The organism is Streptomyces sp. DG1A-41 (assembly GCF_037055355.1).
Classification (GTDB): domain Bacteria; phylum Actinomycetota; class Actinomycetes; order Streptomycetales; family Streptomycetaceae; genus Streptomyces.
Map to the genome: position 1 here is coordinate 1,937,262 of NZ_CP146350.1, position 20,349 is coordinate 1,957,610.

At 69.6% G+C, this 20,349-nt stretch carries 15 protein-coding genes and 1 pseudogene; 6 read left to right on the forward strand and 10 right to left on the reverse strand.

Features of this window, described 5'->3' with window-relative positions; all coding sequences use genetic code 11:
* Window positions 1-25: 25 nt before the first annotated feature.
* Together V8690_RS09115 and V8690_RS09120 are read left to right on the forward strand one after the other, a co-directional pair.
* Window positions 26-435 (forward strand): annotated as a pseudogene (locus tag V8690_RS09115) (response regulator transcription factor); the annotation flags it as partial.
* Window positions 432-1,889 carry a penicillin-binding transpeptidase domain-containing protein gene (locus V8690_RS09120; protein ID WP_338785295.1) on the forward strand — a complete coding sequence of 486 codons (1,458 nt, stop codon included), beginning with the start codon at window positions 432-434 and terminating at the stop codon, window positions 1,887-1,889. The pseudogene V8690_RS09115 and the gene V8690_RS09120, both read left to right, overlap by 4 nt.
* Before the next feature lie 68 nt (window positions 1,890-1,957).
* Here V8690_RS09120 and V8690_RS09125 read toward each other — a convergent pair whose 3' ends face one another.
* Entirely contained in the window at window positions 1,958-3,415 is a 1,458-nt protein-coding gene (locus V8690_RS09125; protein WP_338777183.1) for an NCS2 family permease, read from the reverse strand.
* Window positions 3,416-3,683: 268 nt separating this feature from the next.
* Between V8690_RS09125 and V8690_RS09130 the strand changes: the two genes are divergently transcribed.
* The 3 genes from V8690_RS09130 to V8690_RS09140 all read left to right on the forward strand — a co-directional run bounded on the left by V8690_RS09130 (window position 3,684) and on the right by V8690_RS09140 (window position 6,052).
* Window positions 3,684-4,289: a SigE family RNA polymerase sigma factor gene (locus V8690_RS09130; protein ID WP_338777185.1), complete on the forward strand. Its 606-nt coding sequence runs from the start codon at window positions 3,684-3,686 to the stop codon at window positions 4,287-4,289.
* Window positions 4,286-5,134, forward strand: coding sequence for a hypothetical protein (locus V8690_RS09135; protein WP_338777186.1), 849 nt, complete (start codon window positions 4,286-4,288; stop codon window positions 5,132-5,134). The genes V8690_RS09130 and V8690_RS09135 overlap by 4 nt, the downstream gene beginning before the upstream one ends.
* A gap of 84 nt (window positions 5,135-5,218) precedes the next feature.
* Entirely contained in the window at window positions 5,219-6,052 is an 834-nt protein-coding gene (locus V8690_RS09140) for a pectate lyase (RefSeq protein WP_338777187.1), read from the forward strand.
* Window positions 6,053-6,263: 211 nt separating this feature from the next.
* On the opposite strand, the gene V8690_RS09145 is transcribed toward V8690_RS09140, so the two are convergent.
* Complete coding sequence (locus V8690_RS09145) at window positions 6,264-7,418, reverse strand: right-handed parallel beta-helix repeat-containing protein (protein ID WP_338777188.1); 1,155 nt, start codon at window positions 7,416-7,418, stop codon at window positions 6,264-6,266.
* 246 nt (window positions 7,419-7,664) lie between these two features.
* Between V8690_RS09145 and V8690_RS09150 the strand changes: the two genes are divergently transcribed.
* Window positions 7,665-9,872, forward strand: coding sequence for a family 43 glycosylhydrolase (locus V8690_RS09150; RefSeq protein WP_338777190.1), 2,208 nt, complete (start codon window positions 7,665-7,667; stop codon window positions 9,870-9,872).
* Window positions 9,873-9,875: 3 nt separating this feature from the next.
* On the opposite strand, the gene V8690_RS09155 is transcribed toward V8690_RS09150, so the two are convergent.
* The 8 genes from V8690_RS09155 to V8690_RS09190 all read right to left on the reverse strand — a co-directional run bounded on the left by V8690_RS09155 (window position 9,876) and on the right by V8690_RS09190 (window position 20,321).
* Complete coding sequence (locus V8690_RS09155) at window positions 9,876-11,033, reverse strand: dienelactone hydrolase family protein (protein WP_338777192.1); 1,158 nt, start codon at window positions 11,031-11,033, stop codon at window positions 9,876-9,878.
* Window positions 11,020-12,285 (reverse strand): pectate lyase, encoded by a 1,266-nt coding sequence (locus tag V8690_RS09160; RefSeq protein WP_338777195.1) that lies wholly within the window; start codon window positions 12,283-12,285, stop codon window positions 11,020-11,022. Before V8690_RS09160 ends, V8690_RS09155 begins: the two co-directional genes overlap by 14 nt.
* Window positions 12,278-13,306: a pectinesterase family protein gene (locus V8690_RS09165; RefSeq protein WP_338777196.1), complete on the reverse strand. Its 1,029-nt coding sequence runs from the start codon at window positions 13,304-13,306 to the stop codon at window positions 12,278-12,280. The genes V8690_RS09160 and V8690_RS09165 overlap by 8 nt, the downstream gene beginning before the upstream one ends.
* A gap of 1 nt (window position 13,307) precedes the next feature.
* Complete coding sequence (locus V8690_RS09170; protein WP_338777198.1) at window positions 13,308-14,438, reverse strand: pectinesterase family protein; 1,131 nt, start codon at window positions 14,436-14,438, stop codon at window positions 13,308-13,310.
* Window positions 14,439-14,582: 144 nt separating this feature from the next.
* Window positions 14,583-15,893, reverse strand: coding sequence for a pectate lyase (locus V8690_RS09175; RefSeq protein ID WP_338777199.1), 1,311 nt, complete (start codon window positions 15,891-15,893; stop codon window positions 14,583-14,585).
* A 33-nt stretch (window positions 15,894-15,926) separates the two neighbouring features.
* A complete protein-coding gene (locus tag V8690_RS09180) occupies window positions 15,927-16,739 on the reverse strand; it encodes a rhamnogalacturonan acetylesterase (protein ID WP_338777200.1) in 813 nt (270 codons plus the stop codon).
* A gap of 168 nt (window positions 16,740-16,907) precedes the next feature.
* Window positions 16,908-18,266 carry a sugar ABC transporter substrate-binding protein gene (locus V8690_RS09185; protein ID WP_338777202.1) on the reverse strand — a complete coding sequence of 453 codons (1,359 nt, stop codon included), beginning with the start codon at window positions 18,264-18,266 and terminating at the stop codon, window positions 16,908-16,910.
* Between the two features lie 51 nt (window positions 18,267-18,317).
* Window positions 18,318-20,321: a pectinesterase family protein gene (locus V8690_RS09190; protein ID WP_338777204.1), complete on the reverse strand. Its 2,004-nt coding sequence runs from the start codon at window positions 20,319-20,321 to the stop codon at window positions 18,318-18,320.
* Window positions 20,322-20,349: the final 28 nt, after the last annotated feature.

Here is a 20,349-nt window from a genome sequence, read left to right on the forward strand (position 1 = left end):
CGGACCGGCCGGGGAGAGATACGACGCGCTGCGCGCCGGAGCCGCCCGGTTCCTGCTGAAGCGGGCGGACGCCGACGCGCTCGTGCAGGCGGTCCGGCTCGTGGCGCGCAGCGACAGCCTGCTGTTCCCGGCGGCCGTGCGCACCCTCGCGACCGAACACGCAAACGCGCGCACCCGGCGCCGCCCGGTGCGAGCGGGAGGTGCTGCGGCACATGGCGGAGGGGCTCACCAACGCGGCGGACCGCCCGCCGGATGGAGGTCGGCCCCGCCACGGTGAAGTCGCACGTGGCGGCCGTGCTGGCCGAGACGGGCACGCGGGACCGGACACAGGCGGTCATCGCGGCGTACGAGGCGGGGTTTCCTGAACGCCGGATGAGAAAACGGGACGGGTGGGAACGATCCGCCCCACCCGGCTCGTCTTCATGTTCGGGATGAACAAGACGATCAGGCGCGCTTCGGTCTTCGCGCTGCTGCTGGTGTTCGCTCTGCTGGTCAGGGCGACCTGGGTGCAGTTCTACGAGGGCCAGGCGCTCGCAGACGACAAGGACAACCGGCGGAACGCGATCGAGACGTACTCGGCGCCGCTCGGGAACATCATCGTGGCCGGCCGGTCGATCACCGGCTCGGCGCCGACGAAGGGCAGCGACCTCAAGTACAAGCGCACGTACACGGACGGCGAGTTGTACGCGGCGGTGACGGGCTACGCCTCGCAGGCATACGCCCCGACCCAGCTGGAGGGCATCTACGCCGACCTGCTCAACGGCACGGACAGCCGGCTGAAGTCCGTGATGGACACCATCACCAACCAGCGGGCCGACCCGGGCAACGTGGTCACGACGATCGACCCGGACGTGCAGAAGGCGGCGTACGACGCGCTCGGCGACAAGAAGGGCGGGGCCGTCGCCATCGACCCGAAGACGGGGAAGATCCTCGCTGTCGTGTCGACCCCGTCGTACGACCCCTCGTCGCTGACGGACGCCAACACGGCGGGGGTGGCCTGGAAGAAGCTCACCTCGGATCCGGACAAACCCCTGACCAACCGTGCGCTGCGGCAGCCGCTGCCGCCGGGGTCGACGTTCAAGCTGGTCGTGGCGGCGGCCGCGCTGGAGGACGGGCTGTACTCGTCGGTGGACGAGAAGACCGACAGCCCGAACCCGTACCCGCTTCCGGGCACGACCCGGGTGCTGGACAACGAGAACCCGAGCGCGCCGTGCGCGAACGCCTCGATCCGGGTGGCGTTGCGGTACTCCTGCAACAACGTCTTCGGGAAGATGGCCGTCGACCTGGGCCAGGACAAGGTCAAGGCGATGGCCGAGAAGTTCGGCTTCAACGACGACAAGCAGGACGTGCCGGTCCGGGCCTACACGAGCGTGTACCCGTCGGACATGTACCCCTCGGAGACGGCCCTGACGGGCATCGGTCAGTTCGACGTCACCGCGACGCCGCTGCAGATGGCCATGGTGTCGGCGGCCATAGCCAACGGTGGCAAGCTGGTTTCGCCGCATATGGTCTCGCAGATCACCAACAGCGGTGGTGATGTGTTGCAGGACTACAACGACGACGCGGGCTCGAAGGAGATCGTCAGCTCCTCGACCGCCGAGCAGTTGGAGTCGGCGATGCGGACGGTCGTGGAGCAGGGCACCGGCACGAACGCCCAGATCCCGGGCGCGACCGTGGGCGGCAAGACGGGTACGGCCCAGCACGGCGAGAACAACAGCCAGGTGCCGTACGCCTGGTTCACCTCGTACGGGAAGTCCGACTCGTCGGGCAAGGAGGTCGCCGTGGCGGTCGTCGTCGAGCAGTCGGACGCGGCCCGCTCGGAGGTCAGCGGCAACGGCCTGGCGGCGCCGGTCGCCAAGGCGATGATGGAAGCGGCGCTGAAGGACTGAACCTCCGTCGCCCGGAAGGCGTCTGTACAGATGGGCCGCCCCCTTCCCCCGGGGGCGGCCCATCACCGTTACCTCGCTCCCAGGAACTGCTCGATCGGGTCGATCGCGAAGTACACGAGGAACAGCGCCGAGGTCCCCCACAGCAGCCAGTGGACCTCCTTGGCCCTGCCGAGCACGGTCTTGATGACGACGTAGGCGAGGAATCCGGCGCCGATGCCGTTGGTGATGGAGTAGGTGAAGGGCATCACGGCGATGGTGAGGAACGCCGGGATGGCGATGTCGTACCGGTCCCAGTCGATGTGCTTGACCTGGGTCATCATCAGGAAGCCGACGGCGACCAGGGCGGGGGCGGCCGCCTGGAGCGGGACGATGGTGAGCAGCGGGGTCAGGAACAGCGCGAGGGCGAACAGGCCGCCGGTGACGAGGTTGGAGAAGCCGGTGCGCGAGCCCTCGCCGACGCCGGCCGCGGACTCGATGTAGGAGGTCGCCGAGGAGGCCGAGGCCGCGCCGCCCGCGACCGCCGCGGCACCGTCGATGAGCAGCACCCGGCCGAGGTTCGGGACCTTGCCCTCCTCGTCGAGCAGGCCCGCCTCGGCGCTGATGCCGACGACCGTGCCCATGGTGTCGAAGAAGTCGGACAGGATCAGGGTGAAGACCAGCAGGACGACGGTGATGACGCCGACGCCGGGGGCGCTGAAGGCCCCGAACAGGTCGAAGTCGCCGATGAGTCCGAAGTCGGGGGTGTCGACGAGCTGGTCGGGCCAGGACGGTGTGGTCAGGCCCCAGGTCTTGATGTCGGCTATGGAGTTGATCACTATCGCGAGCGCGGTCATGGTGACGATGCTGATCAGGATGGCGCCCTTGACCTTGCGGGCGAGCAGGCCGATCGTCAGCAGAACGCCGAGGCAGAAGACGAGAATCGGCCACCCGGTGAGCGTGCCCGTGCCGCCCAGCTGAACCGGCACGGTGGTGTTCGCGGCGTCCGGGATGCGGCTGACGAACCCGGCGTCGACGAAACCGATGAAGGCGATGAACAGGCCGATGCCGACGCTGATCGCCTGCTTGAGCGGCTGGGGTATGGCGTGCATGACGGCCTCGCGCAGACCGGTCACCACCAGCACGCAGATCAGCAGGCCTTCGAGGACGATCAGGCCCATCGCGTCGTCCCAGCTCATGAGCGGGGCGATCTGGAAGGCGACCACGGCGTTCAGGCCGAGTCCGGCGGCGAGCGCGAGGGGCAGGTTGCCGCCCACGCCCATGATGATCGTCATGACCGCGGCCACCAGGGCGGTGGCGGTGGTGAGCTGGACGCCGTCCAGCTGGTGCCCGAACTTGTCCTTCGCGCTGCCCAGGATGATGGGATTCAGGACAAGGATGTAGGCCATCGTGAAGAACGTGGCGAAGCCGCCGCGTATCTCACGGCCGAAGGTGGACCCCCGCGCGGAGATCTTGAAGAACCGGTCGACGCTGTTCACCGCGGGTGGTGCGGCGTCGGGCCGGTCGGCCACCTTCTGTGATTCGGACATGGCTGGTGCTCCTCGGTGCCGGGTGATCGGTGTGCGGATGCTGGCTGGATTGTTCCCGTGTTGAACCACGTTCAGGTTTTCTTCGTGTTACGGAATCAGAGTGCGGCCTGCCATACGCCGTTCGAAGCTCCGTACGAACCATCCTGAGAACGCTGCTACGCTTCCCGATCTCGTCCGGACCTCCCCCGGATGATCACATGTCATCTACATGACACTCACAGGCACCCCGGCCGGGAGTGCCCGAAGCCGCTGCGAGGAGAGGTCGCCCGTGGGCACAGTCGTCGACGACGCCGCCTCCGTGGAGTTCCACGCCTTCTTCGAGCGTCACTACGCCGAACTGTCCCGCCTGGCCTACCTGTTGACGGGCGAGTCGGACACCGCCGACGATCTGGCGGCGGACGCGTTACTGGCGCTGTGGCACCGCTGGGACCGGGTGCGCGCGGCCGACCATCCGGCGGCGTACGCGCGCGGTGTGGTCGCCAACCTGGCCCGCAGCCGGATCCGCAGCGCCGTGCGTGAGCGGCGGCGCATCGCCCTGTTCTGGTCGCAGCGCGAGGAGAACACCGAGAACCCGGACGTCGCGGGCGTGGTCGACGTCCAGGAGGCGTTGCGCAGGCTGCCGTTCCGCAAGCGGGCCTGTGTGGTGCTGCGACACGCGTTCGACCTCTCGGAGAAGGACACCGCGCTCGCTCTCGGCGTCTCGGTGGGTACGGTGAAGAGCCAGACCTCCAAGGGAATGGCCGAACTCCAGCGGTTGCTGGGCACACAGGGAGTACCGCAGCGGATGCACGCGGCGGTGGGCGCTCCCCGTTGCTCGCCGGTCGTGGAAAGCTTGCGGGCGCGCACCGGTGAGGGCGGAGGAAGGGACCGATGACCATGCGGCGGGACGTGCACGAGGAGCTGCGCGCCCGGCTGCACGAGGCGGCCGGGACGCACGAGCCCGACCGGGAGCGCATCCTGGCCCGGGTCGAACGCGGTATGGCCGGTGGTCCGGCCGGCTCAGGCCACCGGGCGACGCGTCCGCCGGTGTTCGGGTGGATGCGGGTGGCCGGTGCGACGGCCGCGGTGGCGGGCGTGCTGGCCGTGGGTGGTTACGCGGTCGCGTCCGCGGTGAAGGAGAACGCCCCGCAGCCGCAGGGCGTGGCGGCGTCGCCCACGCCCACGCCGTCGCCGGAGGCGACGAGCCGGGCCCCCGTGCCGCCGGTGGATCCCACACCGTCCGACCCGCCGGAGCGCCGCGAGTCCGACGCTCCGCCGCCCTCGCGGACGCCGAGCACCTCCGTCACCGGGCGGTCGCCCGCCGCCACCGAGGACGGGCCGCTGTGGTCGGACGGCTCGGTCGACCCGCACAGCAACGACTTCTGGGCGCAGAGCAACATCACGATCAAGACGCGTGAGGAACTGACCGCGCTGACCGTGCGGTTGAGCGTCGCCCAGACCGGCGGGGTCTCCGACGCGGGCGCCTGGCGGTCGCTGCCCGAGCAGGACTTCACGCTCACGGTCGGCGAGCGGGACGGCTTCCTCGTCTACACCTGGACCCTGAAGGAGGGCCGTAAGGTCCCGGCGGGCGAGTGGGTGTTCGCGGGCCAGTTCGACCACGAGCGCGGCGGCCGTGACGCCGGCGCCGACCGCTATGCGGTGACGGCCGCCGCCGGTGCGGAGCGGCTGTCCGTGGGCGGCGGTTTCGCGGCCGTGGGCGACGCCGAAGACGACTCGTGAAAAATTCCTGAAGACGCGGCAACCCTTTCCTCACCGGTGGCGACCACCAGGCGCAAGAGTCACCCCCCATTGAGGAATCGGTACATGACTGCACCAGCAGAACAGCGCGTCCGCCACCGTCGCCGGGTCACCAAGCGGCGGGCGGTGATCGCCGGGGTGTCGGCGTTCGGCATCACGGGAGCGGCGATCATCACGACGTCGATGCTGTCGACGGCGGGCGCCGCGTCCTCCTGGCCCACGGACAAGGGCAAGACGCCCGTGTCGAAGACCATCCCGGTCTCCGGTGTCCGCGACGGCGGGATGAAGATGTTCTACGGCTCCGGCGCGCTCGGCGGCGACAGCCAGGACGAGGGCCAGGACCCGCTCTTCGAGCTGGCCGACGGCGCGGTCCTGAAGAACGTCATCATCGGCACCCCGGCCGCGGACGGCGTGCACTGCAAGGGCAGTTGCACGCTCCAGAACGTGTGGTGGACGGACGTCGGCGAGGACGCGGCCAGCTTCAAGGGCAAGTCGTCGTCGGCCGTGTACAAGGTGATCGGCGGCGGCGCGAAGAACGCCGACGACAAGGTGCTCCAGTTCAACGGCGCCGGCACGCTTAACGTGTCGGGCTTCCAGGTGCAGAACGCCGGGAAGCTGGTGCGCTCCTGCGGCAACTGCAAGACGCAGTACAAGCGCACGATCGTGCTGGACGACATCGACGTCACGGCGCCCATGAACTCGATCGTCGGCGTGAACGCCAACTACGGCGACACGGCCACGCTGTCGAAGATCCGCATCCACGGCGACAGCAAGAAGAAGATCAAGACGTGTGTGCGCTTCGAGGGCAACAACACGGGCAAGGAGCCCAAGGAGCTGACCCCGCCCGGCCCGGACGGCAAGACCTGCAAGTTCAAGGCCTCGGACATCAGCTACCAGTGATGCCGCAGCACGTGTGAGCTCCGGCCGGCCCGAATCCCCCTCGGGCCGGCCGGATGCCGGATGTCCGGGCCCCCAGTCGGACTCCCCGGCACCCCCGACCCTCCGGAGCCCCCCTCCGGACGGTCGAGCAGCCCTGGCCGAGCCCCCTCGGCCAGACGGCAGGACGCCCCCGTCGGTTCGCACCGGCGGGGGCGTCGCCCTGTGCGGCGAACTAGTCCATCGTGGCGCCGATGGTCGTCGAGCCGGTCGTCAGGAACGTCGTCGCGGGGAGGGAGCCGTCCGCCCGGCGGGCTCCGTACGCGCTGGTCGCGTCCGTCGACCTGAAGGACGGGGTGGGGACGCCGCTGTCCCAGTTGTTGCCGGCGGAGACCGTCGACGAGGCCGGCTTGGCAGGGCCGCCCTTGTCGCGCACGGCGAGGTTCTTGCCGAGGCGGGCCTTGCCGGTGGCGAAGTAGAAGCCGTTGTGGGCGTTGGCGTACGTGGTGTTGCGGTTCACGGCGATGGCGCCGGTGTTGGAGTTCTCGGTGAAGCCGTGCAGCGTGTTGTCCCAGGCTGCGTTGTTGTTGACGACATGGGCGACCGACGCTCCCCCGCCGCCCAGTTTGAAGCCGTTGCCGTTGCCCTCGAAGGCCGGGTCGTGCCAGCGGTTCTCGCCGTTGCCGAAGGCCCAGGAGTGCTCGATGGTGACCGGCGAGGAGAACTGCCAGAGGTCGAGGCCGTCGTCGGAGTTGTTGAACAGCCGGGCGCCGGTGATCCTGTTGCCCGTCCCGGAGCCGAACTTGACGGCGATGCCGTCGGCGTTCTGGCCGTGGCCGGCCGGGTCGTAGTTGCCGTGGCTGTCCAGGTTCTGCACGAGGTTGCCGGTGGTGCCGTCGCCGCGCAGGGTGAAGCCGGAGTCGCCGTTGTCCGCGGTGACGAGGTTCTTGAAGACGCCGCCGGCGGAGGATGTGGCGACGAAGCCCTGGGCCGGTGAGTTGACGAAGGCGAGGTTCTCGACGGTCCAGTTGTCGCCGTGGATGGCGGCCAGCCAGGAGCCGGCGGGCAGCTTGGAGCCGTCGATGCGGACCTTCTCGCTGCCGTACGCCCGCAGGGTGATACGGGCCGAACTCGTTCCGTTCGCCGTGGACTTGAGGGTCGCGGCCGGATAGTAGGTGCCGCCGCGGACCTGGATGGTGGTACCCGCGGTGGCGTTCTTCACGGCCGCTTCGAGCTGGGCCGCGGTGGAGACGGTGACGGTCGACGAGGCGGCCTGCGCGCCGCCGCCCGAGAGCCCGAGATAGACGCCGCCCGCCCCCGAGGCGCAGGCCACCGCGGCGGCGATGGTGAGCGTACGGGTCCTGCGATGGCGTCCTGCGCTGAGCGGCACGGAGCGTTCCTTTCCTGGGGAATGGGGACGGAAACGGTTCGGAGGGGCCCGCTCCGTCCCGTTTCCGACCAGCAGTCGCCGCCGTGCCGCAAAGGGTTGCCGTCGTCGCGTACACAGGTGTGCCCGAGGCTCCGAAAGTTTCGGAACCACCGGCCTCATGCACACCCGTTGACGCCCTGTCCCCGTCCGGTGAAACTCCGAGAGCCGCTATCCAACAGAATCCCCCAGACTCCGACAGGAAGTGTCATGCGCCCCCGCACGCTCCTGCTGCCGTTCCTGGCACTGACCGGCCTCCTCCTGACCCTTCTCACGGCGCCACCCAGCACCGCGGAATCCGGAGCACCACCCGTGAAGCAATCCAAGTACGCCGGCTATCTCTTCGCCTACTTCACGGGCGAGGGCACCGCCGACGGCGAGCAGATCCGTTACGCCCTCAGCCGGGGCAACGACGCGCTGCACTGGCGTGAGCTGAACGCCGGCAAGCCGGTCCTGACGTCGACGATCGGCGAGAAGGGCCTGCGCGACCCGTTCGTGATCCGCTCCCCCAAGGGCGACAAGTTCTATCTGATCGCCACCGACCTGCGGATGTACAAGAACTCCAGCGGCAGCTGGGACCAGGTCCAGCGGCACGGCAGCAAGTCGATCATGGTCTGGGAGTCCACCGACCTGGTCAACTGGACCGACCAGCGCCTGGTGAAGGTCTCCCCGGACAACGCCGGCAACACCTGGGCCCCGGAGGCCTACTGGGACGACGAGCTCGGTGAGTACGTCGTCTTCTGGGCGTCGAAGCTGTACGCCGACGACGACCCGGAGCACAAGGGCAACACGTACAACAAGATGATGTACGCGACGACCAAGGACTTCCGGACCTTCAGCGAGCCGAAGATCTGGAACGACCCCGGCTACTCGGTGATCGACTCCACGGTCGTGAAGTACAAGGACGAGTACTACCGCTACACCAAGGACGAGCGGGACCCCAGCTCCTCCAGCCCCTGCTCCAAGTTCATCACCGGTGAGAAGGCGACGTCCCTGACCTCGACGAAGTACGACTTCGTGGCCGACTGCATCGGCAAGGGCGCGATGGACCGCGGTGAGGGCCCGACGGTGTTCAAGTCGAACACCGAGAAGAAGTGGTACCTGTTCATCGACGAGTACGGCGGCCGCGGTTACGTCCCGTTCGAGACCACCGACCTCGCCTCCGGCAAGTGGACCCCGTCCACCAACTACCAACTGCCCGCGAGCCCGCGGCACGGCACGGTGCTCCCGGTGACGCAGGCGGAGTACGACCGGCTGCTGGCGGCGTACCCGTCGACGCCCACCTCGGTCGTGGACGCGACGGCGAAGCACCAGAAGGGCTACTCCATCGTCACGGACAGCGCCTCGAAGGTCGTGCTGCCGATGGAGCCGGACGCCGAGCTGCGCGGCCTCGCCCCGAAGCTGTGGGTGGGCAAGGGCGCGACGCTGAGCCCGAAGTCCGGCACCCGGCGCGACTTCCGCACACCGCAGAAGTACACCGTGACGGCGGCCGACGGCACCAAGCGCACCTGGACGGTCGAGGCGGTCCGCACCCGCAGCCCCCTGCTGCCCGGCCTGAACGCCGACCCGGACGTCCACTACCTCAACGGCAGATACTGGATCTACCCGACGACCGACGGCTTCCAGGGCTGGAGCGGCACCAAGTTCAAGGCGTACTCGTCGAAGGACCTGGTCCACTGGAAGGACCATGGCGTCATCCTCGACCTCGGTCCTGACGTGACCTGGGCCGACAAGTACGCCTGGGCGCCCGCGATCGCCGAGCGGAACGGCAAGTACTACTTCTACTTCTGCGCCGAACAGCAGATCGGCGTGGCGGTGGCCGACTCCCCCGCCGGCCCCTTCAAGGACGCGCTCGGCAAGCCGCTGGTCGCCAAGGGCGGTGCGCTCAAGGGCCAGATGATCGACCCGTCGGTCTTCACGGACGACGACGGCCAGGCGTACCTGTACTGGGGCAACGGACGCGGGTACGTCGTCCCGCTGAACGACGACATGGTGTCCTTCGACGCGTCGGAGGTGCGGGACATCACCCCGGACAACTTCCGCGAGGGCTCCTTCGTGATCAAGCGGAAGGGCACGTACTACTTCATGTGGTCGGAGGACGACACCCGCAGCGAGAACTACCACGTGGCGTACGCGACGGGCCCGTCCCCGCTCGGCCCGTGGACCAAGCGCGGGACCATCCTTCAGAAGCGGCCCGAGTACGGCATCCTCGGCACCGGTCACCACTCGGTGGTGAACACCCCCGGCACCGACGACTGGTACATGGTCTACCACCGATTCGCCCTCAACGGCCCCGGCAGGCCCGGCGGCGACGGCATGCACCGGGAGACCACCATCGACCGCATGGAGTTCGCGGCCGACGGCAGCATCAAGCCGGTACTGCCGACGCTGGAGGGCATCGAGCCGGTACGGCGATGAGCCTCACAGGACGTCGTCGAGCCAGCTGAAGACCTCGTCCTGCATCTCGCGGGTGAAGACGTGGCCGAGCTCCGGCCACGTCTTCACCCGTATCCGCTCCTCGGCGTGGCGCGACCGCCAGACGGCACGCAGCTTGTCGTACGCGACCCGTACCCCCTCGGCCGGGAACAGCGTGTCGAGCCCGCCGTTGAGGAACAGCACGGGCCGGGGCGCGGCGATGCTCGCCACGTCGGGGATGTCGAGGTGCCGGGCGAGCCCCGGGTGGAGCATGTAGTACGCCGACTGCCCGCGCAGCGTGTTGTTGCCGGGCACCATCATCTCCTTCAGGCCGGTCATCCAGCACACGCTCGCGGCGGCCGCGACGTGGTCGCTGAGGGCGGCCGTCTGCCACGCGCGGTAGGCGCCCATGGAGAAGCCGACGGCCGCGACCCGCCGGGCGTCCACCCGGTCGAGTCCGGCCAGGAAGGCTGCGGCCCGCTGGTCCTCCCGGGCCATGAGCCCGGCGAGCGAGGAGCCGAGGTTGTAGAAGTTGGCGGCGAGGGCCTGCTGCTGCTCGTAGGCGAGCGGGCCGCGGTCGCCCCAGCCGAGCGCGTCCAGGCACAGCACCACATAGCCGCGCCGCGCCAGTTCGTCGCCGACGAACCGCCCGCTGAAGTACTTGTCCGCCCAGGACCGGGCGGAGGCTAGACGCGTGTCGTCGTACCAGGGCCGGACGAGTTTCTCCTTGCCGATGTCGAACCTGGCGCCGTGGTCGTGCAGGAGCAGCACGGCGGGGAAGGGGCCCTCGCCGTGCGGGGTGAGCAGGACGCCGCGCACCCGTTCGTAGCGGGTGAGGGAGACGGTGACCGACTCCCTTGTGTATCCGTCCCCTTGGGAACGCCCACCGATCTCCGGGGCGAACGGCGTCCCGTCCTGCCGTTCGACGAGCAGGTGCTCCTCGACCGTGGCCCGGGCGGCACGCCGCCAGGCGCGGAAGTCGCGGATCGGGGATCTCCCCCAGGCGAGCGGAAAGGTCAGGGCGTCCTTCAGTGCCGGGTGGAAGTCGGGCAGCGGGCCGTCCACGACCGCCGCCTCCGCCCCGCTCACCGCTGCCCCGGCCAGCAGGGCCGCGCTCGCCCCGACCACGAACGTCCGTCGGCCCAGCGGCTCATGAGTGCCCATACGACCTCCCGGTTCCGGCGTGCCGCAGCACGTGACTCTCGACCGCCGACGGGGACGTCAGGGCGTGGTAGTCGTAGACATCGGCGGGATCCCAGCCGACGTCGGTCCCGAGGCCGAGACCGACGGCCACGGCGTTCAGCCGGGCGGGCCGGCCGTTGAACCAGGAGCCGGTGTCGCGGAACCGCTCGCCCCCGTAGTCCGCGACGGCGAGCGACGGCCCTCCCCCGGGATACCGGAAGACGTTGCGCTCGGAGAAGATCGCGGACTCCACGCCGACGCCCAGGGCGTAGAGCGGCGCCTGCCCCCGGTGGACGTTGTTGACGACGTGCACCTGCCCGAAGCGCACACGCGGGGCGCGCTGCACGATGCCGTTGAACAGGTTGCGGACGAAGGTCACCTTGAGGTGCCCGCGGTCCCGGTCGCCGCGTCCGTCGCCCGACCCGATCAGGATCGCCTTGTCGTGGTCCTCGAACCGGCTGTCGGAGACCGTGACGAAGTCGGAGCCGTCCTCGATGTCCAGCAGCCCGTCGTGCCGCTGGACGCGCTCGCCGTGGAAGCCGAGGGGCGCCTCGCGGTCGGGGAAACGGCCGTCGGTGAAGGTGCAGTGGTCGATCCAGATGTTCTTGCCGGTGATCACGGTCAGCGCGTCGAAACGGGCGTTCCAGCTGCCGCGTGTGCCGTCGTCCGGGGACCAGCTGGTGAAGTGGTCGACGGGCGCCTCCAGGTGCAGGTTGCGCACGATGATGTTGCTGCCGGTGTTGACCGTCAGGAACACCCCGAGCAGCCGGGCGTCGCGGCCCACGCCGACGAGGGTGGTGTTGCTCGGCACGGTGAGCTGGATCTGTGCCTTCTCCTTGTTCGACCCGGTCTGGCGCAGCTGCCGCTGCTGCTTGCAGTGGTCGTAGCGGGTGTCGGACCAGCCGGCGCCGTCCTCGCCGAAGCAGGACATGTACCTGCCGAGGTCGTATCCGGGCGCGTAGTCCTGCTCGCCGAGCAGGGAACCGTCGTCCGCCTCATGCCCGGAGATGTCGCCGACGACCCGGATGACCTTGGGCTCGGTGGGCGCTCCGCCGTTGGCCAGGGCCTGCTTGAGCTCGGCGCGGGTGTCCACCGTCCAGGTCGTACCGCCCGCCCCGCCGGTGGTGCCGGAGCCGGTCGAGGCCCAGCCGACCGGGGTGCGTTCGGCGGCGGAGGCCGGTGAGACCGGCCAGAGCAGGCAGAGGCCGAGGAGGAGGACAGCGGCCCTACGCATAGGGCCGCCAATCGCCGAGGTACGTCTCCCTGGTGTGCGACCGGGCCTGTGCGCGGGTGAGTTGCGGCCGGTTCTCCGGTACGCGAATCGCCGCCCCCGGTCCCGAGTTCCGGTACTCGGCGAACCGCATGGTCTGCCAGGGATACGCCTCCCGCATGTTGGTGTACGGGGCCACCGCGTCGATGCCCGGCCCGATCCGGGTCTCCCGCACCACCAGCGACGGCCAGGCCGTGGTCTCGTACGACGGCACCCAGGGCCGGGCCAGCTTGTACGCCCCGTCCTCGGCGCCGGAGGTGATACGGCAGCGGACGGCGAGGATGCCGTACGGGTTCGCCCGGGCCGTGGAGGGCGCGAAGACCATGCCCTTGGGCGTGAAGTCCACGTCCCGGTCCAGCGTGCGGAAGTGGCACTGCTCGAACACGGCGGTCGCCCGCCCGAAGACGAAGTCGACGTCTCCCTCGATGTAGCAGTGCCGGAAGTACTGCCGGTCGAAGACGTCCAGCGCGCTGGTGTCGACGAAGAGGGTGTCCTGGTGGGCCAGGAGACGGACGTTCTCGAAGGACGACCGGTCCCCCGTCAGGTACGCGGCGACCGCCTGGGTGCCGGTGATCTCGGGGTGGTCGGCGCGCAGCCAGTCGTTGGCGAGGGTGAGGCAGCGGACGGTGAGGCCGGGGGCCGCCGAGGTGAAGGTCGCGGAGCCCGCCGTGCCGTACGTGGTGCCGTCGGGCTTCTTCGTGCCGCTTGCGTTGTCGTACACGATGACGGCGTCGCGCGGGTCGTGGGTGGCACCGCGCAGGGTCAGCCCGGCCTTGTGCGCGGGGATGTTCACGACCTCGCGGTACGTCCCCGGGTGCACGACGACCGTCCAGCCCGGCCCGTCGACGGCGTCCACGGCCGCCTGGACCGAGCCGCCGGGGCGGACGTGCAGGACGTGGTGGCGCGGCGCGGCGGAGGCGGGCCGGGAGCCGGCGGCGGTCAGGCCGCCGGCGACGCCGGTGAGCAGGAGAGTGCGTCGGCGCATCTCAGCACGCCTCCGGTGGCCGCCAGTCGCCGAGCCAGGTGGCGCTGGTCGCCGACCGGGCCTGCTCGTCGGTGAGCTGGGGCCGGTTCTCCGGGACGGTGACGACGGCGCCCGGGCCGGTGTTGCCGTACTCGGCGAAGCGCTGGTCCTGCCAGGGGTGGGCGTCCCGCATGTTGGCGTAGGGCGCGACCGCGTCGATGCCCGGGCCCAGCCAGGTGTTGCGCACCGTGAGCATCGGGCGGACTGTGGTGCTGGAGGTGGGCACCCAGGGGCGGGCCAGCTTGTAGTAGCCGTCCGGGGCCTCGCTGCTGACGTGGCTGCGCGTCACGAGGTAGCCGTGCGGGTTCGCGCGCTCCGTGGAGGGGGCGAAGACGAAGCCGTACGGGGCGCCGGACGCGTCGGTGCGGTTCAGGGTGCGGAAGTGGCAGTGCTCGAAGACGGCCGTGGCCCGGCCGAAGACGAAGTCGACGTCGCCCTCGACGTAGCAGTGCGAGAAGAACTGGCGGGCGAAGAGGCTCGCCGAGTTGGAGTCGGCGTACAGGGTGTCCTGGTGGCCGAGGAAACGGCAGTGGTGGAAGGCCGAGCGGTCGCCCTGCACCTTGATGGCGACGGCCTGGGTGCCCGTGATGTCGGGGTGGTCGGCGCGCAGGAAGTCGTTGGCGAAGGTGATCCGGTGGGCGGTGAAGCCGTCGGCCCGGACGGTGGTGGTGGCCGAGCCGGTGGTGCCGTAGGTGCCCGAGCCGTCCGGCTTCGGGGTGCCGGCCGCGTTGTCGTAGACGATGACGACGTCGCGCGGGCCGTCCCCGGCGCCGAGCCAGGTCATCTCCGTGCGGGAGCGGTCGACGGAGACCGTCTCCCGGTAGGTGCCCGGTGCGATGACGAGGGTCCAGCCGCTGCCTCCGACGGCGGTCACGGCGGCCTGGACGGAGGTGAAGTCGCCCCGGCCGGACGGGTCGACGTACAGGGTTCGCGCGTTAAGGCGCGCGGACGGGGAGCCGTAGCGGCCGAACGGGCGGGATGCCGCGGCTCGCGCGGGGGCCGGTGCGAGGCCGAGTGCGGCGCCGGCGCCGGCGGTCGCCAGCAGGAAACTTCTTCTGGACGGGGGAAGTCGGAAGCGGCGGGGCGAGGCCATGCGGGTGCTCCTTCGCAGTGCGGGTCGTTCGGGAGATGTCGGGTTCTTCCTCGCCGTGGGGGGTGCGGGGCCGGGGCGGCGGGTGCGCCCCGGCCCGGTGGTGCGGCAAGCGGGCGCCGGGGAGGTTCCCCGGGGGCGCTCAGGTCAGTACAGGCGGCCGGCGCCCGCGCGGTGGTCGACCAGCCACGGGATCGCCCGCGGCGAGTGGACCTGTGTACGCAGGGTCGGCTTCCAGCCGGCGCCGGACTGCAGGGTCTCCTCGGGGATCTCCGCGTTGTGCACGGCGATCAGGTCGGTGAGCCTGCCGTTGACGTAGTTGTTCTCGGCGGTCAGCGGCGCTTCCTTCCACTTCTTCAGTGTCCTGGCCGCGCTGACCCCCTTCGGCAGCGAGAAGGCGTTGTCCGTGGCGTACAGCCGGGACTCGATGCCGATGCCGAAGGTGTAGACGTAGGACTGGTCCTTGGTCACCACGAAGTGGTTGTTGTACGAGTCGACCTGCCCGAACCGCACGCGCGGCGCGCGCTCGACGATGCCCGCGAAGCGGTTGTGGTGCAGGGTGACCTTGAGCTTGCCGGCGTCGTCCGCGGCGGCGCTGTCGCTGTTGCCGATCAGCATGGTCTTGTCGTGGTTCTCGAACGAGTTCCAGGACACGGTCACGTAGTTGGCGCCGCGCACGATGTCGAGCAGCCCGTCGTGCTGCTGGTAGATCTCACCGAAGTACTTCGGCAGGGAGCTGTCGGGGTAGCGGCCGTCGGTGAGGGTGTTGTGGTCGACCCACACATGGGTGGAGCCGTAGATGACGACGCCGTCGTACTCGGAGTTCCAGGCTCCGGTGTCGCCGTCGGTCGGGTCCCACTGCGGGAAGCAGTCGATCGGGGCCTCGATGGTGAGGTTGCGCAGGATGACGTTGCGCACGCCCTTGATCTGCAGGCTGCCGCCGAGGATGCCGGAGTTCTCCCCGACGCCGACGATGGTGGTGTTGGAGGGGACGCTCACCTTGATGGCCTTGTCCTGGTTGTCCGCGGACGCGTCCCGCAGGTCCTCCTGCTCCCCGCTGACCGGGGTGTCGAGGCCCCAGACGGCGGGGTCGTAGTCGGCGAGGTACTGCTGGAAGTCGTAGCCCTCGGCCTCGAAGGCCTCGCAGCCCTGGGCCACGGCGTCGATCATCCCCTTGACCTTGATGATCCTCGGGGCGCCACCGCCGGCCTTCAGGGCGGCCCTGAACTCCTCCCAGGTGGTGACGGTGTAGACGTGCGCGGCGTCGGCGGCCGAGCCACCCGTCGTACCCGTGCCCTGTGAGGCCCAGCCGTCCTTCGCGGCGAGCACTTCACGGCCGAGATCCCGGCCGCCCGCCTGGGCGGTGGTGCCGGCGGTCAGGGACAGCACCAGGGCGGTGCATCCGACGAGCGCTGCGGCTCTTACTGTGGCATGCCCATGCCAGCTCTGTGGGTTCATGGTGCGGCTCTCCTAGTACAGGACGGGGGTGGGTCAGGCGGTGGCCTGCGGCCAGGTGATCCAGGACTCCGGGATGTCGTCGTCCAGCCGGCGCACGTCCCGCGGCGCCAGTACCCGGGTGCGCAGCAGTTCCCGCACCGCCAGCCGCGCCACGGCGATCGCGCCGGGCGGGTTGAAGTGCGTGTTGTCCTGCTCGGTCTCGGTCCAGTTGAAGTACTTCTTCGTCTCCTCGACCCCGAGCTCCTGCCACAGCGCGATCGACAGGGCCTGGATGTCGAGCAGTGCCACGCCTTCCGCCTTGGCCAGCGCCCGCATCGCCGCGGGGTACTCGCCATGTGTCGTCCGGGCGGTGCCGTTGGCGTCGAATCTGCGGCGTTCCACGGACGTGGCCAGCACGGGGCGCGCGCCGCGTGCACGGGCGCCGGCGATGTACAGCCGCAGGTGGTCCTGGTATGTCGTCCAGGGCTCGGTGTAGCGGGTGGGGTCCTCGGACTTTGCGTCGTTGTGGCCGAACTGGATCAGCAGCAGGTCGCCGGGCCGGATGGCCGCGAGGACGGCGTCGAGGCGGCCCTCGTCGACGAAGCTCTTCGAACTGCGGCCGTTCACGGCGTGGTTGGAGACCTTCAGGGGCTCGTGGAGGAAGAACGGCAGTGCCATGCCCCAGCCGGTCTCGGGGGCGGCGTCGGCGTACTTCTGGGCGGCGGTGGAGTCGCCGGCGATGAAGAGGGTGCGGGTGCGCGGGGAGCCACTGTAGGAGGAGGCGGTGGCGCGCGCGGGGGACGCGGCGGCGACGGGGACGGCGGCGATGAGCGCCGCGGCTGCGGCCTGTCTGCGGGTGAGGGACATGGAGGCGGCCTTTCAGGGCGGTGTTTCGGGGGTTCTTTCGGTAGTGCCTCTTACTTCGGGTGTGGGGGCTGCGAGGCCGGGGGGATGGAGGGCCGGCGGCGGGGCGCGATGGGTGTCCGCCGCCTGCCCTGTCCGGTGTGTGGTGTGGGGGGGATCAGCGGGCCGGGGTCAGCCCTTCTGCTCGTTCCATTCCTTCTGGGCCTCGTTGAGCTGCTCGGCCATCTTGTCCAGGAAGTCCTTGGCGCTCATGTCGCCGAGCAGGACCTTCTGGAAGCTGGGCTCGTTGTCGGCCTTGGAGATGGTGTTCCAGTCCGGCAGGTAGTACGGCAGCTGGACGATGGTGGTGGAGCCGTCGCTGAGGGCCTCGGCGGCGAGCTTGGTCGGCTCTGCCTTGGAGATCCAGGCGTCCTTGGCGGCTTCTGTGTGGGACGGGATGGCGCCGGCCGACTCGTTCCACTTGGAGTTGGCCTCGTGCGAGGCGGCGAACTCGATGAACTTCCAGGCGGCCTCCTTGTTCTTGGAGCTCTTGAACAGGCCGAGACCGTCGACGGGGTTGGAAACCTGGACGCGCTTGCCGCCGGGACCGGTGGGCTGCGGGATGCCGCGGAACTTGTCGGTGCCGAGCGCCTTCACGTGGTCCTGGTAGGAGCCCAGGTTGTGGTTGAGCATTCCGATCGTGCCGGAGTCCCACTGGGAGACCATCTTGGTGAAGTCGTTGTTGAGGTCGGCGGCCGGCGTGTACTTCTTGTACAGCCCGGCGTACTTCTCCAGCGCTTCGACGTTCTTCGGGTCGTTGAGGGTGGTCTTCTCGCCGCCGGCGTCCCAGAAGGACGTGATGCCGGACTGCCCGTACATGGCGTCCAGCGCCTGCGCGATGGAGCCCGCCCCGCCGCGGATGGTGTATCCGAACTGGTTCTTCTTGACGTTGGTGAGCTTCTCGGCGGCCTCGTAGAACGTGTCCCACGTGGTGGGCGCGTCCAGACCGGCCTTCTCGAACAGGTCGGTGCGGTAGTAGAGGGTGCCGTTGTTCGCGGAGGTCGGGATCGTGAACATGGTGTCGTCGGCGCCGCCGGCCACCTTGACCGACTCGACCATGCCCTCGTTGAGCTTGCCGTTGAGGGAGGACTTGGCAAGACGGCCCTCCAGCGGCTCCAGCGCGTCCTGCGCCGCGATGCCCGCGAGCATGGCCGCGCCGACGCCGCCGACGTCCGGCAGGCCGCCACCCTGGATGGCGGTGTCGTACTTGGACTGAACCTCGGTGGAGGGGATCCCGACGTACTCGACCTTGATGTCCGTGTTCGCCTTCTCGAAGTCGGCGATGATCTCCTTCCAGATGTCGGTGCGGACACCGCCGTTGTTGTCCCAGAAGACGATCTTCCCCTTGCCACTGCCCTCGGCTCCGCCACCGCCCCCGCCGCTGCCGTCGTCGCCGCAGGCGGTGGCGGTCAGGGCGAGCACGGCCCCCAGGGCGACGGCAGCCGACGTCCGGCGCCTTCCTGTGCTGGTGCTGCGATTGCTGATCTTCATTGGTCGGCTCTCTTCTTCTGGATCCAACGGAGATGTGCAGGTGTGGGGGTGTCAGTGCCGGTCGTACGGCGCCCAGCCGTCCGACCCGTTCAGGTAGCGGGCGACGGTGTACGACGGTGCGTCGGCGTCACTCAGCTGCGGCCGGTCCTCCGTCACGGCCGCGCCGGGCCCGTAGTTGCCGTACTCGGCGAACCGTGCGTCCCGCCAGGAGAAGCCGCTCATGTCGGTCCACGGCGAGGCCTTGATCGCGGCGGGCAGCTTCGTGTCCCGGATCAGCACCTGGGCGATGGCGTCCGGCTGGCCGCCCGGGTGCCAGGGCCGCCCCAGGTGGAACGACCCGGCGGGTGCGTCGCTGAGGATCTCCGACCGGGTGATCAGGAACCCGTACGGGTTGTCCTTCCAGGTCGAGGCGGCGGTGATGTAGCCGTTGTTCGTCGCCGATCCCCGGCTCAGCGCCCGGATCACCGACCGCTCGATGACGGTGGTGGCCCGCCCGTAGATGAAGTCGACGTCGCCCTCGATGTACGAGTCGCGGACATAGACCCGGCTGACGGTGGTCAGCTTGGGGCTGTCGGTCATCAGGGTGTCCTGGTTGCCCAGGAACGCGGTGTCCTCGAAGACGATCCGGTCGCCGGTCGTCTTCATCGCCAGCGCCTGCTCGCCCTTCAGCTCGTGCGCGGCCTCGTCGAAGTCGTTGCTGAAGGTGAGGTTGCGTGCGGTGACGTCGTTCGCGGCGATCCGGACGGTCGCGCTCCCGGTGGAGCCGCCGTACTCGGCGGGCGTGTCGTAGACGATGACCGTGTCGGAGCGGTCCCGTCCAGTCCCCTGCAGCAGGATCTTCGGCTTGTCCGCGGGAACGAGCACCTTCTCGCGGTAGGTGCCGGGCGCGACCGCGATGGTCACCGGCACGTCGTTGCCGGCGGGCACGGCGTCCACGGCGGACTGCACGGTCGGGTACGCCGCGGGGACGTGCAGCGTCACCGCGTCGCCGATCCGCGGCTGCGGGCCGGAGAAGCGCTTGACCAGCGCGGGGACGGCCGCGGCCGGGTCGAGGCGGTAGCCGTAGAACGCCCGTGGATCAAAGGCGTCACCCCAGGCGTCGTGCCGCCCCGTGGTGTTCCTCAGGATCGAGCCGCGCTGCACCAGCTCGGCCGTGGCATCGGCCTGGTGGGGGTGCTGGACACCGTCGTAGTAGCTGTTCTCGATGACCATCTCGGTCCTGCCGCGCGCCCAGCTGCCGTACGTCCACTGCGGGTCGCCGTCGGCCACCTGACGGGAGAAGTAGTTGTTGTACAGGTGCGCGTAGGCACAGTTGTCGGCGGACGGATTGCGCTGCTTCGTCCCCGTGAACCAGTTGTGGTCGATGGTGATCTGCGTCTTGGCGTTGTCGGTCCAGCCGATGCCGAACGCCTTGTTGTGGTCGGCGAACTGGTTGTAGGAGACGGTGATGTACTCGCTGTCCTTGCGCACGTCGAGCAGCCCGTCGCCCATGCGCGTGAAGCGGTTGTGGTCGATCCAGACGTGGTGGACGGAGTCCATCTGGATGGCGTCGAAGTCGGTGGTCTTGCCGTCCCAGTCGCCCTCGACGTAACTGTCCCGGATCGTCAGGTTGCGGATGATGACGTTGTGCGTGCCGGGCTTGAGGTGCAGCTCGCCGTGGACGATCTCGCCGGTGTCGCCCACGCCGATGATGGTCTTGTCGGACGCCACCACGATGTTCGAGCCGAAGGGTTCGACGGCGATCGAGCCCTTGACGCGGATGACGTACGGTTCCTCGGCCGCCGCGTATCGGGCCAGCGAGGCCTGGTCGGTGACCGTGACGACCTTGCCGCCCGCCCCTCCGGTGGTGCCGCCGGCGAGGGAGGCGAAACCGTGCGGCCGGTCGGTGAAGCGGTCGGCGGTCGTGGTGGCAGGCGTGGTCTGCGCCGTGTCCGCGGCGGGGGCGGCGGCCTTCGCCTCCCCCACCGCCCCCAGGGCCAGGGCGGCGACCAGGCCGAACACGGCGGCCATGGCTCTGCCGGATCCCGGCAAGCGCTTGCTACGGAGGTGCGTCATTGCGGCTCCCAACAGGCGGGGTGGTGAT